Genomic DNA, 14,433 nt, shown 5'->3' on the forward strand with positions numbered 1-14,433 from the left:
CCAGATGACGACGACCGGTACCGGTACCTGGTACAGCGCCCACGTGTTCCTGCACTCCAGCGCCGAGGACACCGACGCGTTCCTGCTGCGCGACGCGGCGCCCCACCTCGACGGCCTCGTGGCGGCCGGGGAGGCGACCGGGTGGTTCTTCATCCGCTACGGGGAGGACGGCCCCCACCTGCGGATCCGGGTACGCGATCTGGACGCGGGGGCCGCGGCCCGGCTGGCGGACCGGCTCGGGCGCGCCGCGCGCGAGGTCCCCGCGGTGCCGGGTCCCTGGCCGTCCGCCCACGGGGAGGTCCGCAGCGTGCCGTACCTGCCCGAGGTCGAACGCTACGGCGGGCAGCGCGCGTTGCCGGTCGCCGAGGAGGTGTTCGTCGCCTCCACGGAGGTGGTCCTCGAAGCCCTGCGGGAGCTGAAGGGCGGGGGCGGTTCCGCGCGGCTGGCGGTCGCGGCCGACCTGGCGCACGCCACGGCGCACGCACTCGGCATGGACCGGCTCGGCGCGGCGCGCTGGCTCCGCGGGCATGCGGCGGGATGGCGGTGGGTGACCGAAGTGCCGTTGCTCCCCGGGGCATCCGTACACGCGCGGGTCAACTCGGTCTACGCGGGGCAGCGTTCGACCTTGCTGCGGCGTGCGCGAGAGCTGCGCCGCCGGCTCGACGACGGCTCCGCGGCGCCCTGGCTGCACCGCTGGACGGACCGGGTCCGCGAGGCCGACGCCGCGCTGCGGGCCACCGGCGCGGCCGAGGAGGCGCCGCCCGGGGCCCCGGCCCCCTGGTCCTGGGTCTGGGCCTCTCAGCTGCACATGCTGTTCAACCGGCTGGGGGTGATCCCCGACGAGGAACGGGCGGTGTGCCGACTGGCGGCGCGGACCCTGTTGGAGACGGGTGCGGACGGGGACGGGGTGGAGGGGACGCCCTCGTACTTCCCTTCCGCGCACACCGCGCCCGACCTGCAGTACCTGGAGCGCAGCAAGTTCCACGTCGGTCGCGGCGAGGACACGGCGCTGCGGCCCGCCGCGCCGCTACCGCCGCCGGCCCTGCGGCCCGCCGGACCCGACGTCCCGCTGCCGACGGGCCCCCTGCCCGACGTGTCGTTCGCCAGCGTCCTCGCGGCGCGGGCGTCGGCGCGCGGCCCGCTCGGCGGACCGCTCGACGCCGCCACCCTGGGCTCGCTGCTGTGGCACTCCCTCGCCGAGAGCGGGCGCTCCGACCAGCTCCTGCCGGACGGCTCGACCCGCGGCCTCGTCCATCGCCCCCATCCGAGCGCGGGCGCCCTCTACACGGCCCGGGTGCGGCTGCTGGTGCTCGACACGGCCGGCGTGCCGGCGGGCACGTACGAGTGCGTACCCGCCTCCCGGACGCTGCGCCCCGTCGGGCCCGTGCCCCCGATCGAGGAGGTCAAGGCGCTGTCGACGTACCTCTCGCGGCCGGCGGGCGACCCCGACTCGATCGGCATCGACGCCGCGCCGGTGGTGCTCGGCGTGTACGCGGACGTGGGCCTGCTGCGGCGCCGGTACGGGCTGCGCGCGCTGCGCCTGGCCCTGCTGGAGACCGGCCACCTGACCCAGACCCTGCTCCTCACCGCGGCGGCGCTGGGTCTGGTCGGTACCCCGCTCGGCGGCTTCCACGACGACCTGGCGCACGAACTCCTCGGCCTGGACGACCTCGGCCAGCCCCTCCAGTACCTGCTGCCCCTCGGGCGCCGCCCGTAGGCCGGGGCGTGCCCCGTGCCGGGGAGGCGGGCGGGGCCCGGCGGTGCGCACGACGTCGACGTGCCGTGTCCGGGGTCCGGCTCCAAACTAACGACTTATGAGAGAAATAGTTGATCTCGTACAGTTCTGGCGGCTGGAGCAGGACGAGGTGGTGATCGTCCGCCCGCTGCGGGAGGCATCGGGCACGCTGCCACCGCAGACGGTGGCGGTGACCCGTGCGGGGTCCGTGGGCGGACGGCTGCCCGACGGCTTCGACCTCCGGGACGTCCTCGAACGATCTGCCGAGCTCTCTGCCCGCCGCCCGGTCGCCGTTCTGGACGGTCGGCCGGAACGGGGTGGGTGCACGGCCCTTCTCCTCCAGACCGCGAGCAGCATGCCGGACGACTGGTGGCGGGTTCTGCGCGCCGGCGGCGACGCCGCGCTGATCACCCCGTTCCCCACGACCGCAGGACAGGCGGCCAGCACCGTGGTGCTCGGACCGCAGGGCGCGACGGAGGGGCCGCTGACCACGTGCTCGCCCGTCGTGCGGGAGGCGCGACACCTGCTCGCAAGCGGGTCGCATGCCTACCGCATCGTGGAGGACGCGGGGCTGCGATATTTCGTGGAAGCCTCCGTGGAGCCCCGCCGACTCGTCATCCTCGGCCACGACGCACCTGCGCGGCAGCTCGCCGAACACGCCCGCGCGGACGGCGCCCTCGTCCACCACACCGACGACCCCTCGTACGTGCGCTGCGTGCTGAGCGTGCACAACAACCGCCGCAGTGGCCTCGCCGTGATGCGGCACGCACCGGACCGGGACAACATCGCCATCGCCGCCGCGCTGCGGTTCGGCACCGTCGTCACCAGGATCTGCACCCCGGTCGGCTCCGGGGCCGAGTGGGCCGCCCACCTGGAGGCGGTCGGAGTACGCGACCTCGCCACCATGCGCTTCCGCTCCTTCGCCGGCACCCACCAGGAGCAGGCCGCGGCGATTTGGGCGGACTTCGCCCTCGCCGGGGCACGGCCCTCATGAGCGGATCCGCGCCTCCGCCGGGCACTGCTCGCGGCACCACCGACCTGATGCTGGAGGGACGACGCATCGAGTACGCGGCCTACGGGGCCGGAGCCCGGTCAACCGTGTTCGCCCACGGGCTCGGTGACACCATGGCACAGCTCCTGCCGCTCTCCGGCAAGATCACCGGCCGGCGGGTCTTCTTCCACTTCGGCGGACACGGCCGGTCCCAAGCCGCTGCCGGTCCCCTGCGGTACGCACGTCTCGCCAACGAGCTGCGGGGAGTGGCCGAGCACACGGGCGCCACCCGAGCCGTCGGCCTGTCGATGGGCGCCGGGGCGGTTCTGACCGCGCTGCACGAGCAGCCGCACCTGTTCCACCGTGCGGTGCTGATGCTGCCCGCCACCTTGGACCACCGCGGCGCCGACCGACCGTACCTGTGGTTCGCCGACCTGGCCGAAGAGGTGGAGCGCGGCGACGTCCCGGCAGCCGCCGCGCTGCTGCGCAGGATCTGCCCGCCGCTGCCCGAGAGCGATACCCGGGCGTGGTGCCTGTCCCGGGCCGAGGTCCTGGTCGCCGAGGAGTTCGCGACGCGGTTGCGGGAGGTGGGCGCGATCTATCCGGTCAGCGACCGGCAGGCGCTGGCCCGGGTGACGGCGCCGGTTCTGGTCGTCGCCCATCGTGGGGATCTGGCGCACTCGGTGGACACCGCCGAGCAGTTGGCCGGGCACCTTTCCGATGCCCGGCTGCTGGTCCTGGACCGGATGTCGCTGTTCACCAGCGGCCGGGCTCGTGTGCGGGAGGCTCTCGCGGAGTTCCTGAACTGAGGGGGAGCTGAGGGGGAACGAAGGGGGCCGGGCGGTCGCCGTCACCCGAATGGGTGCGGCGGCCGTGCTCCTGCGCTTCACTGCGCGGGCACCAAGAGACCCTGCAGGGCGAAGCCGCGGTTGAGCACGGTCTGGCGCCGGTAGGAGTCCGGTAGGTCGGGCAGGGAGAGGAGCCGGTCGCAGGCCCGTACCGAGGCCGCCAGGTCGCCCACCCAGTACGCGGTGATGGAGTACTCGAAGAGCAGCCCCCACCGGTAGACCCAGGGCTGGGTGAACAGGACGTCGTCCGGGGCCGGCCGGTCGAGGCAGGCCCGCACCAGGGCGTGGGCCGCCCGGTACCGGCCGAGCAGCCGCAACCGGGAGACCAGTTCGTAGCAGGCCTCCATCCGCTCGGGCCGGGACTCCCAGGCGCGGTCGAGCGCGTCCATCGCGGCGGGCCAGTCCGCCGGGTCTCCGCTGTCGCCGTGCAGCACGCCGACCTGGAGGAGGGACTGGTACACCTCCTCCGGCCAGCCGCCCATGGCGGCGCGCCGCTCGTAGAGCCGGATGGCTTCGGCGCGTTCGCCCATGTCGCGCATGGTCTGGGCGAGGTAGAAGACGGTGCGGCCGACGGACGGGTCCCGTCGCATCTCGGCGCTCAGCAGCCGGGCGTCCCGCTCGAACTTGTCGTGCTTGGATCCGCCGTCGCCGTGGTCCTCGATCACCAGGGCGTCCAGGTGGGCCACGCTCTCGGTGGAGTCGCAGGTGATGTACTCGTGGGTGACCCCCTCGTACCGCCACGGCAGATCGCCGCGCACCAGGCGCTTGATGCGGTACTCGGTGTCGCCCAGGTGCCGGAGCATGTAGGCGTCCGCCACGAGTGGTGGCAGCGGCGCGTCCTCGCGCAGCTCCAGGTCCGCGTCGAGCAGCAGCAGGTAGTCGGCCTTGCCGCGGGCGTGGGCGATGTTGAGGCTCCGGTTGTGCCCGAAATCGACCCACGGCTCCTCGTGGAGTTCGCCGGGGATCCCGTCCAGGGCCGTGCGGATGAGCTCTTGGGTGCCGTCGTCGGAGCCGGTGTCGGAGATGACCCAGGTGTCGATGTGGTCCCTGACCGAGGCCAGACAGCGCGCGATGACGGCGGACTCGTTCTTCACGATCATGCAGAGGCAGATGGTCGGCTTCACGGCGGGACCCTATGGAGCTGCCGCCGCGTACGGGACACAGCGCGCCGGGCGGCTGACCCGTGTGGACGGCCGTACGGCACCCGGGTGGGCGCACGGTCTGGGCCGAACTGCTGACCTGGGGGCGCGGCGGCCGGCTTCCGCGTGGTCGTTTGTCCAGGATGCGCCGCGCCACCGGACATCCGGTGATCCTCTGATCGTTATCTCGATCGAGACCCAGGGCAACGACGCCTACGTCAAGGTCCTACGTCAAGGTCCTGACCACCACCGGCCGGGTCTACCAGCTCCGCATCGCCATCAACGGGTCGAACTTCCTCCCCGACACGATGGTCGGATGGGTGCAGCAGAGTCCCGGCCCCGTCCTGCGCCACGGCCGGAGCGTTCCGTTCGCGAGCGACCTGTCCTACGGGTTCGCGCCGAACCAGACGGAGTGAGCTGACGCACGGCCCCCGACACGAGCGCCGCCCGCGGATTCCGTGGGCGGCGCTCGTGCGCTGTGGCGGGGGCACGGCGACGACGACAGCGGAACGTTAGTGAAGCGTCAGCGACGCACGGCAGGGTCGTCGTCGTGGGTACCGGCAAGGGCGCCCGCGCAGCGCAGCGAGGAGCGACGGGAACATGAAGAGGATCAGGATCAGGGCCGCCGTGCTCGCGGCCGGCCTGCTGGCGGGTCTCGCCGTGGCGGTCACCCCGGCCCAGGCCCTGAGCCACTGCAACGGTGGCGGCGGCGCCGTCTACATCTGCGAGTACGGCGTCACCACGCACGCGCTCCCGAACGGTGCCAAGCAGGAGTTCCTGATCGGCACCGACCGGGCCCTGTGGACCCGCTGGACCGACACCAAGGGCAAGTGGTCCGGCTGGCAGTCCATGGGGGGCGTCTTCACCGACAAGGTCTACGTGATCGACCGTTGGAGCGCCGGCGATCCCTGGAGGTTCGCGCTGAGCGTCCGGGGCGACGACGGCTACCAGTGGGTCAACCTCCGCGACCACGGGGGCGGGTGGAGCGGCTGGCACCGCATGCCCGACCCCGACTGACCGGTCCGGCCCGGCCTGGCCGGACCTGGCCCGGGTCGGTCCCGTCCCCCCAGAGGACAGGACCGGCCCGGGCCGCCCGCGGTTTCCGGGCTATCCGCCGGTGATGACGAACTGCGATCCGGGTTCGACCACGATGTTCCCGTCGGCCGAGCCCGTGATGGTGACGTTGGACAGGGTGGCGCTGCCGCGCGCGCCGCCGTGGGCCCGTATTCCGGCACCGTTGTTGGACTTGTCGATGGTCACGTTGCTGATCTTCGCCTCGGGTACGGCGCCGCCGCCCGTCTTGAACTGGATCCCGTCGTAGGTCGAGTCGCGGATGTCGGTGTCGCGGATGGTGACGCCCGGGATGGGCTGGTTGGCCGCGAAGAGGGTGATGGCGCCGAACTCCTGGGCCTCGCCCCAGAAGGCGCCGCCGGTGCGGAAGAGGCCGTTGCCCGCGATCAGGGTCTGTCCGGAGAAGGGCAGCGGGTCGTGGTCGGTGGCCAGCATGATGCCCGGGTAGTTCATCGTGTCGCAGATCAGGTTGTTCTCGATGGTGTTGCCGTAACCTCCGTAGATCGCGATGCCGTTGGCCCGCCACGGCAGCTGGATCGTGTTGTTGCGGAAGTGGTTGTCGTGGCCGATGTCCACCGACTGGTCCTTCACGTACTTGCTGGACCAGACCGCGAGCGAGTCGTCGCCGGTGGTGCGGAAGGACGAGTTGAAGACGGTCGAGTTGCGCGTGCCGTTGGCGAAGTTGATGCCGTCGGCGTAGATGTCGCGGATGCGCATTCCGGTGAATTCCACGCCGTCGCCCGGACCCCACAGGGCCGGGATGTTGTCGTAGTCGCGGCCGACCCAGACACCGACGTTGGCGTGCTCGATCCACACGTTGGTGATCTTCGTGTTCTTGCCGAACCGGCCGTTGAGGCCCACGCCGCCCTCGGCGTTGCCGTCGCCGCCACGGATGGTGCCCGAGCCGAAGATGGCGATGTCAGAGATCTGTGTGTTGTCGTCGATGTCGAAGCCGAAGTTGCCCTCGTGCGGGTGGTTGATGCCGCCCGCGTTCTGCGGCGGGGTCAGGGTGTAGAGCTGGGAGTACCACATCCCCGCGCCCCGGATGGAGACGTTGCTGATGCCCACCTGGTTGAACTGGCCCCGGTTCAGCGGGTCGTCGGTGAGGATCTTCTGCTCCTGGCGCCACTGGCCCCGCGGGATCCAGACGCAGGCGATCGATCCGTTCTGGTCCGCCGTCACCGCCTTCTGGATGGCCGCCGTGTCGTCGTTTCCGTCGTCGGGGACCGCTCCGTAGTCGGTGATCGAGGTGCACTCGGCGGGCTTGGCGGCCGGCGGGGCCACCTGTTCCAGGTCGATCAGGTCGATGACGTAGTACGCGGCGGTGTCGCCCGCGTCCCGCTGGAGTCGGAAGGTGCTCCCCTGCGGGTAGCTCTGGGCGAGCAGCGCGTGGGACTCGTCGAAGAGCCTGCGGGCGTCGCCGCCGGGGGTGTTGGTCAGGCCCTCGGGGCTGTCCGTGCTCCCGTACAGCCAGCTGTACTTGGAGGAGAGGTTCAGCTTCTGCGCGAAGACGCCGTTGACGTAGAGGCTGATGGTGGCGTCGGCGCCACCGCCGGTCGGGGCGTCCGGGAGGGAGTTGCGCACGACGATGGAGTTGGCCGCGGCGGTCGAGGTGAACTGCACGTACTGGCCGGTCGCGGTCAGCCGGACGGATTCGCGGCCCGAGGACTCGGTGGCGAAGTTGGTGTGGCCGAAGGTGCGCTCGGCGTCGGTCTGGAGCAGCGCGCCGGTGTAACTCCCCGCCTCCGCCTCGTACTCGGTGTAGGGGAGCGCGGCGCCGCGCCCGACGACGACCGCCCGGGCGAAGGCGTTGTTGGTCTCGTCGGTCTCGGCGACCGTGCCGGTGGCGTCGGCGGTGGCGGTGAGGGTGGCCCCGCCGCTGACCGCCGTCCAGGTGCCGGTGACGGCCACGCTCGCCGTCCCACCGGCGGCGATCGCCGGGGTGGCGCCGTTCAGCGTGGTCGTTCCCGCGACCAGTCGGGTCACCGTGCCGGCGGCCACGCCGGTGGTGCCGCGGTTGTGCACGGCCACCGTGAAGGAGACCGGCGCGCCGACGGCGGGGTTCGCCGGGTTCGTGGTGATGGAGAGGACTTCCAGGTCGGGTCCGGGGGCCTGGCCGATGACGAGCTTCGTCGCGGCGGTACGGCTGTTGTTGGATTCGTCCTGCTCGGGGACGGTGCCGGTGGGGTCGACGACGGCCGAGACGCCGTAGCTGCCCACGGGGCGCTTGCCCACGGCGACCGGGACGGTCACCGAGGCGCCGGCGGCGAGGGCGCCGACCGGGGCGCTGCCCGCGACCGCGCCTTCCACGCCGACGTTGACCGTGGTCGCGGCGGAGGCGAGCGTACCGGCGTTGCGCACGGTGACGGAGACCGTGACGGGGTCGCTCTCGGACGGGGCCGACGGCGACCAGCTCAGGGCGGTGACGGTCAGGTCGGGGTTGGCCGCGGCGGCGCCGATGACCTGGAACTCCGCCACCTGGCCGCCGCCCGCACCGGTGTTGCCGGAGAACTTCAACTGGACGTCGGCGAGGCGCCCGGTGACCGGGACGGTCACGGTGTTCTGGTTGCCGGACGGGCTGAACGCGTAGTCGGCGCGGGCCCGCAGGGAGCTGAAGCCGCTCGCCGACTGCTCCCGGCCCAGCACCTCGATGCTCTGCGTACGGGTGGACCAGGCGGGGTCGGGGTTCAGCTTGAGGACCAGTGCGGTGACATCGGCATTGGCCCCGAGCTTCACGGTCAGCGTGGACTGCTGGCCGGCCGCCTCCCAGTAGCTGGTGACGCTGTCGTCGACGGCGTTCGTGGCGATGAAGGACTGGGTGGTGGAGGACGCCTCGATCGGCTTGTTCCTGGCCAGGTTCACGCCGGTGGGGGGCGGGGTACCGGGATCACCCGGGTCGCCGGGGTCACCGCTGCCGTCGGCGGCGTAGATCTCGAACTCCGACAGCTGGGCCGCCGGCCAGCCGGTGTTGGCGCTGACGGCGACGCGGACCTGGCGCACCGTGGCGGCGGTGAAGCCGATGGTCACGGTGTTGGAGCGGGCGGGATCGAACACCCGACCCGCCGGGCCCGACAGGGTGGTGAAGGTGTTCCCGTCGGTGCTGCCCTGGACGGAGAGGGTCTCGGTGCGCGCCTCCCACGCGGCGGGGAGCTTCAGCACCACCTGGTCGACGCGGGCGCTGCTCCCGAGGTCCACCTGTATCCATTGCGGGAAGCTGCCGGAGGGGCTCTCCCAGTACGAGGCCTGGTTGCCGTCGGTGACCCCGGCGGCCGGGTAGCCGCTGAGGGACCCGCTCGCGGTGACCGCCTTGCCCCGGGCGATGTCGGGGCCGCCCGCGGCGGCGGCGGAGCCGGCGGGCAGGAGTCCGAGGGCCATCAGCCCGCCGACGACCAGGCCGGCCAGCAGGCGCCGACCGCCTTGTATCCATCTCATGCTGTCCTCTGCATCCATGGGGGGACCGGCTCGACGGGTATCTGCCGGGAACTTGCGCTTCATTCCACGATTTTTGAGTGATCTGATCGCAGATATGCGGCCATGGCGCCACAGGTTTCTAGCAGATGGCGATTTTGTCAACGCCGCGCGCACGGCGGGGCGTTGGCGGAGCGGGCGTCGACCCGTCGGAGGTCGACGCCCGCGATCGACGGGTCAGGGGTTCGGAGCGGGCTTCAGAGGGTGCAGCCCGCGGGGATCTCGCCGTTGGCCGTGCGCTCGCCGGGCAGCGGCACGGTGTGGCTGGGGGGCGGGGCGACGCCGCCGCGCGTCCAGTTCACCAGGTCGTCGAACGCCTCGGTGAAGCAGGACTGCATCGAGCGGACCGCCTTCGGCGCGACGTCGCGGAAGCCGTCGGTGTGGGTGCCGTTCTCGATCCGGTAGTACCGGTGCAGGTCCGCGCGGCCGGAGTCGGTGACCAGCTTGTCGTAGACGTCCCCGGTCCGGGTGATCGGCAGCAGGACGTCGTACGTCCCCTGGAGCGTGATCAGCGGCCGGGAGATGCGGCCGGTCAGGGAGACCCGCTCGACCGCGTCGTGTACGGCCGCGGGGCGGGAGGCGTAGTCGTAGTCGGTGTCGCACCCGGCGCCCGTCCCTTCGGGACAGAAGGGGGTGCCGCCCTGGACGGGACCGTCGTAATCGGGGTCGAGTTCCTCACGGATCGTGCGCTGGAGGGAATCCCACAGGCCCCTGTGCGCCCGCCACAGGTCTTCGGAACCCTTCGGGTACCCCTCGGCGTACATCGCCTCCGCAGCGCCGGGCTCGCGCCGCTCGAAGCGGGGATAGGCACGCAGCGCCGGCGGCAGGTTGGTCAGCAGGTTCGGGGCGTCCCGGGTGAGCAGGAGGCCGTTCCAGTCGATTCCGCCGGTGTACAGCTGCGGGAAGTGCTCCAACTGCCAGCGCACCAGGTAGCCCGCCGCGGACAGCCCGGCGGCGTAGGTCTGCGTGGGCGCGCGACCGTAGTGCTGCGCGGCCACCACCTTCGCCGCGACGGTCAGTTGGGCGACCCGCAGGTGCCACTCCATGATCGCGTCGCCCGGCTTGTCGCCGTCCTTGTACAGCTCGGGGCCGGTGTTGCCCTTGTCGGTGGCGGCGTACGCGAAGCCCTTGGCCAGCACCTGGTCGCTGATGATCTGGTCGTTGGCGTACTGCCTCCGGGTGCCGGGCGGGCCCGCGACGACCAGGCCGCCGTTCCAGTGCTCGGGCAGCCGGATCACGAACTGGCTGTCGTGGTTCCAGCCGTGGAGGGCGTTGGTGGTCGAGGTGTCCGGGAAGTATCCGTCCAGTTGGACGCCCGGTACGTGCGAGGGGTTGACGGTGCCGGCCGCCTGGAGGCCGCCGTAGTCGTTCGCGTCGGTGAGACCGCGCGGCAGGAGCGCGGCCGTGGTGAGGTCGTCCAGGCAGTGGCTGACCAAGCGCTCCGCTGCGGGAACGCGCAGCCGCTGGCCCTGGCACGCGGAGTTCGCGGCGTACGACGGATCGGCGGCGCTCGCGTCGACGGCGGGGAGGAGGGCGACCGCCAACAGGGCGGTGACGAGGGCTGTCAGTGATCGCCGGTGTGGGGACATGCGAGGGACGCTCCTTGGGATGGGCCGTGCGGTGATCGAACGAGGCGACCGTAGGCCGCGCCGCGGGGCGCCCGGCAGTGCCGACCGGCCCATCCCCCGGCACCCCGCGGGCCGACCCCCATGACCCGCCGCGAACACCCCCCTGCCGAAGGACACATGACCTCCGGCCACACCTGGGACGGGCCCCGCCGCGCACGGCCACGCCCACCGGCGCTGACGTATCGTTCCTGGTGAACAGCCGGGTGCTGCGCGGATCCGGGTGCCGGCGCCCGATCGCGGCGAGCGCCGGCGACCCGTGCGCCACCCTGTCGAGAGGACTCCCGATGACCTCGCCCCCCATCGCCGTACCGTGGATACCGCCCGTGCTCTACGCGGCCGTCCTCCTCGGCGGCGGCTACCACGCGGCGGTGTCGGACGGCCCCGTGCACACGGCGCGCGCGGCCGGTTTCGCGTCCGGGCTGGTCCTCTTGCTGCTCCTCGAACCGGCCGAGCACCGCCGGTTCCGGCACGGCACGCCGCGGGGTGCGGCGGCGGCCCTGGCGGCGGTCCGGGTCGTCCTGTTCTCGGTGGTGGCCCTGTTGGACGGGTCGGGGGTGTCGCGGGCCCTGTTCGTCCTGGTGCCCTTCAGGGCCCACCTGGCCTTCGGTCGGCGCGCGGGCCTGCTCTCGGGCGCTGGATGCGTCGTGCTCCTGGTCACCGGCTACACGGTGTGGGTGCCCGCGTGGTGGGTCCGGGCGGCCTACGTCTCCGACCTGTTGATGTTCGTGCTCGCGCTGGCCCTGGCGCTGTCGATGGCGGCCGTCGCCGTGCGGGAACAGGCGGGCCGGGCCCGACTCGAAGGCGCCCTGACCGAGTTGGAGCAGTCCCACGAGCTGTTGTCCGACTTCGCGTTGCAGGTGGCCGAGCTGTCCACGGCCAGCGAGCGGGGCCGGGTCGCCCGGGAGATCCACGACAGTCTCGGCCACCACCTCACCGCCGTCGCCATCCAGTTGGAGAAGGCCGAGGCGTTCCGCACGCTCGATCCACCGGCCGCCGCCAAGGCGGTCTCCGACGCGCGTTGGTCGGCCGGGCGCGCGCTGAGCGAGGTACGGGAGTCGGTCGGCGCCCTGCGCGACGCCCGGCCCTTCTCGCTCACCCGGGCGCTCGCCGATCTGGTCCGCCACCTGGGGGACGAACGGCTGACGGTGACGCTGGAGGTGACCGGGGACGAGAGCGGCTACGACGCCGCGTCGCTCACGGCCCTCTACCGGGCGGCCCAGGAGGCGCTGACCAACGCCCACCGGCACGGTCGGGCCACCCGGATCGAGGTGAGCGCCGCCTACGGCGAGTCCTCGGCCCGGCTGGTCGTCGCGGACAACGGACGGGGGTTCCCCGCATCCCCGAACGCCGCCCGCCCGAGCCGGACCGGCTACGGGATCCGCGGCATGCGCGAGCGCGTCGAACTCCTGGGCGGGCGCGTCGACATCGAGGACCGGCCGACGGTCGGCCGCTCGTCCGGAGCCGTCGTCACCATGACGGTCCCGCGCACCCCGCTGCTCGCCGGGAGCCCCGCATGAGCGCCCCGGCGGTGGACACCGGCGCGGCGGCGCCCGTCAGGGTCCTGGTCGTCGACGACCAGGAACTCGTCCGGGAGGGCATCGCCTCCCTGCTCGGCATCCAGCCCGGCGTGAGCGTCGTGGGGACCGCGTCCGACGGACGCCGGGCCGTGGAAGCGGCCGTCGCACACCGCCCGGACGTGGCGCTGGTCGACGTACGGATGCCCGGCATGGACGGCATCGAGACCACGGCGGTGCTCACGGCCCGGGTGCCGTCCTGCCGGATCGTCATGCTGACCACCTTCGACGACCAGGACTACGTGGCCCGGGCGCTGCGGGCCGGCGCCGTCGGGTACCTGCTCAAGAACCTGCCGTCGGCCGAACTCGCCCGTTCGGTGCGCCTCGTGCACGCCGGGGTGGCCCAGCTCGACGCCTCGGTCATGGCCCGCCTGGCCGCCTCGCTGGCCGCTCCCGACCCGGCCGCGTCGAGCACGCCGGTGGCAGCCTCCGTGCGGACGGCCGTCGGACCCGTCCCACCGGAGCCGTCGCAGAACCTGACCGGGCGCGAGGTGGACGTGCTGCGGCTGATCGCCGGTGGGTCGACCAACCGCGAGATCGCCTCCCGCCTCTACCTCAGCGAGGGGACCGTCAAGAACCACATCTCGCGCATCCTCGGCCGGCTGGGCCTGCGCGACCGCACCCAGGCCGCGCTGTACGCCCGGGACCACGGCCTGCTCTGAGGCGGAGGGCGGCCGGCACCAGACGGCCTACGCGGCGGGCCGGTCGTACCAGGAGAAGGCGGCGATGCGCCAGCCGTCGGCGGTGCGGACGAACTGGATCGTCTTCGTCCCGCCGCCCTCGATCGGCTCGCCGTCCAGGATCCCGGACTTGCGGTACTCGCCGAACCTCGATGCGATGTCGCCGGCGATCTCGGTCCGTTCGGAGGTCTCCCACTCGGTGAACTCGACCAGCCGGCCCTCGGTAAGCAAGCGGCGGCGGGGCTCGATGAACTCGTCCACGCTGTAGACGGTGAAGTCGGGTCCGGTCATGACGATCACGCCACCCGGTAGGACCAGCCGTCGCAGCCGCTCCAAGTCGGCTGTCCTACCGCCCCGGTTGTCGAACGCACCGAAGAATTCCGCGGTCACCCGATCGATCTCGGTCTTGGACATGGCGCGACATTAACACGACCGCACACCCGTTCCCCCGCCCCGTCACACCCCCTGTTCCGCGATGAGAACGGGCAGCTTGCGCATGTCGTCGAAGACGACGGTGCCGGGGCCCGCGAGCCGTTCGGCCGGGGTGAGTCCGCCCGCATAGCCGAAGGAGCGCATCCCGGCGGCGCGGGCCGCCTGGACCCCCGGTCGGCTGTCCTCGACGACCACGCAGGCGGCCGGGTCCACGCCCATCCGCCGCGCCGCGTGCAGGAAGAGGTCGGGGGCGGGCTTGCCCCGGGGCACCTCGCTGGAGCTGAAGACGTGCCCCTCGAAGCGCTCGCGCAGCCCCGTGACGCCGAGCGTGTGCCGCATCTTCTCGTGCGAGCCGCTGGAGGCCACGCAGACCGGCAGCGTGATCGCGGCCAGCGCCTCGGGCAGGCCGTCGACCGCCTCCAGTCCGGCGTCCACCGCCTCCCGATGGCGCCGCATGAGCCGCTCCCACCACACGGCGGCCGTCTCCTCACCGAGCCGCTCCGCGATCTGTTCGCAGATGGACTCCTTGGAGCGCCCGATGAAGCGGTCGACGACGTCGGCCGCGGTCAGCGGCCAGCCGAACTCCGCCCCGAGGGCGACCTGGAGGCGCAGGGCGATGCGCTCGCTGTCGACGAGCACCCCGTCGCAGTCGAATATCACGAGTTCTATCGGCTTGATCATCCCGGCATCATACGAACGCCCCACCGGCCCTCCCCCGCCAGCTCCGCTCCCCCGCCCCCGGCGCGTCCCGGGCCGGTCCTCCCGTGGGTTAGGGCCTGCGGAGAAACAAGTCGTTGCTTCCGTCGTTGCTCGTCGTTGTTGTGCTATGGGGATATCCGAGGGGACCGAGACGGGGCTGGCGGCGAA

11 protein-coding genes are annotated in these 14,433 nt (G+C 72.4%); 6 read left to right on the top strand and 5 right to left on the bottom strand.

The features are described from left to right. Positions 1-4: 4 nt before the first annotated feature. The 3 genes from ACIQWR_RS37440 (at position 5) to ACIQWR_RS37450 (ending at position 3,535) form a co-directional block, all read left to right on the top strand. Positions 5-1,717, top strand: coding sequence for a thiopeptide-type bacteriocin biosynthesis protein (locus ACIQWR_RS37440; RefSeq protein ID WP_404019327.1), 1,713 nt, complete (start codon positions 5-7; stop codon positions 1,715-1,717). A 97-nt stretch (positions 1,718-1,814) separates the two neighbouring features. Then, positions 1,815-2,729: a hypothetical protein gene (locus ACIQWR_RS37445; protein ID WP_404019330.1), complete on the top strand. Its 915-nt coding sequence runs from the start codon at positions 1,815-1,817 to the stop codon at positions 2,727-2,729. After that, the gene (locus ACIQWR_RS37450; protein ID WP_404019332.1) at positions 2,726-3,535 is read left to right on the top strand and encodes an alpha/beta fold hydrolase; all 810 of its coding nucleotides are present in this window, start codon (positions 2,726-2,728) and stop codon (positions 3,533-3,535) included. Before ACIQWR_RS37445 ends, ACIQWR_RS37450 begins: the two co-directional genes overlap by 4 nt. A gap of 77 nt (positions 3,536-3,612) precedes the next feature. On the opposite strand, the gene ACIQWR_RS37455 is transcribed toward ACIQWR_RS37450, so the two are convergent. Beyond that, entirely contained in the window at positions 3,613-4,698 is a 1,086-nt protein-coding gene (locus ACIQWR_RS37455; protein ID WP_404019335.1) for a glycosyltransferase, read from the bottom strand. Positions 4,699-5,313: 615 nt separating this feature from the next. Here ACIQWR_RS37455 and ACIQWR_RS37460 point away from each other — a divergent pair. Then, positions 5,314-5,730: a hypothetical protein gene (locus tag ACIQWR_RS37460; protein ID WP_404019338.1), complete on the top strand. Its 417-nt coding sequence runs from the start codon at positions 5,314-5,316 to the stop codon at positions 5,728-5,730. Between the two features lie 90 nt (positions 5,731-5,820). On the opposite strand, the gene ACIQWR_RS37465 is transcribed toward ACIQWR_RS37460, so the two are convergent. Together ACIQWR_RS37465 and ACIQWR_RS37470 are read right to left on the bottom strand one after the other, a co-directional pair. Next, a complete protein-coding gene (locus ACIQWR_RS37465) occupies positions 5,821-9,216 on the bottom strand; it encodes a CARDB domain-containing protein (RefSeq protein WP_404019341.1) in 3,396 nt (1,131 codons plus the stop codon). A 233-nt stretch (positions 9,217-9,449) separates the two neighbouring features. After that, positions 9,450-10,841 (bottom strand): tannase/feruloyl esterase family alpha/beta hydrolase, encoded by a 1,392-nt coding sequence (locus ACIQWR_RS37470; RefSeq protein WP_404019344.1) that lies wholly within the window; start codon positions 10,839-10,841, stop codon positions 9,450-9,452. Positions 10,842-11,164: 323 nt separating this feature from the next. On the opposite strand from ACIQWR_RS37470, the gene ACIQWR_RS37475 reads away from it, so the two are divergent. Together ACIQWR_RS37475 and ACIQWR_RS37480 are read left to right on the top strand one after the other, a co-directional pair. Further along, positions 11,165-12,397, top strand: a complete 1,233-nt coding sequence (locus ACIQWR_RS37475) for a sensor histidine kinase (protein ID WP_404019346.1) — start codon at positions 11,165-11,167, stop codon at positions 12,395-12,397. Continuing rightward, complete coding sequence (locus ACIQWR_RS37480; protein ID WP_404019349.1) at positions 12,394-13,116, top strand: response regulator; 723 nt, start codon at positions 12,394-12,396, stop codon at positions 13,114-13,116. Before ACIQWR_RS37475 ends, ACIQWR_RS37480 begins: the two co-directional genes overlap by 4 nt. Positions 13,117-13,143: 27 nt before the next feature. On the opposite strand, the gene ACIQWR_RS37485 is transcribed toward ACIQWR_RS37480, so the two are convergent. Continuing rightward, positions 13,144-13,548, bottom strand: coding sequence for a DUF4440 domain-containing protein (locus ACIQWR_RS37485; RefSeq protein WP_404019352.1), 405 nt, complete (start codon positions 13,546-13,548; stop codon positions 13,144-13,146). Positions 13,549-13,590: 42 nt separating this feature from the next. Next, entirely contained in the window at positions 13,591-14,247 is a 657-nt protein-coding gene (locus tag ACIQWR_RS37490) for an HAD family hydrolase (protein ID WP_404019355.1), read from the bottom strand. Between the last annotated feature and the right edge of the window lie 186 nt (positions 14,248-14,433).

Origin of the sequence: Streptomyces sp. NPDC098789, assembly GCF_044759975.1 — a bacterium.
In the GTDB taxonomy this organism is placed as follows: domain Bacteria; phylum Actinomycetota; class Actinomycetes; order Streptomycetales; family Streptomycetaceae; genus Streptomyces.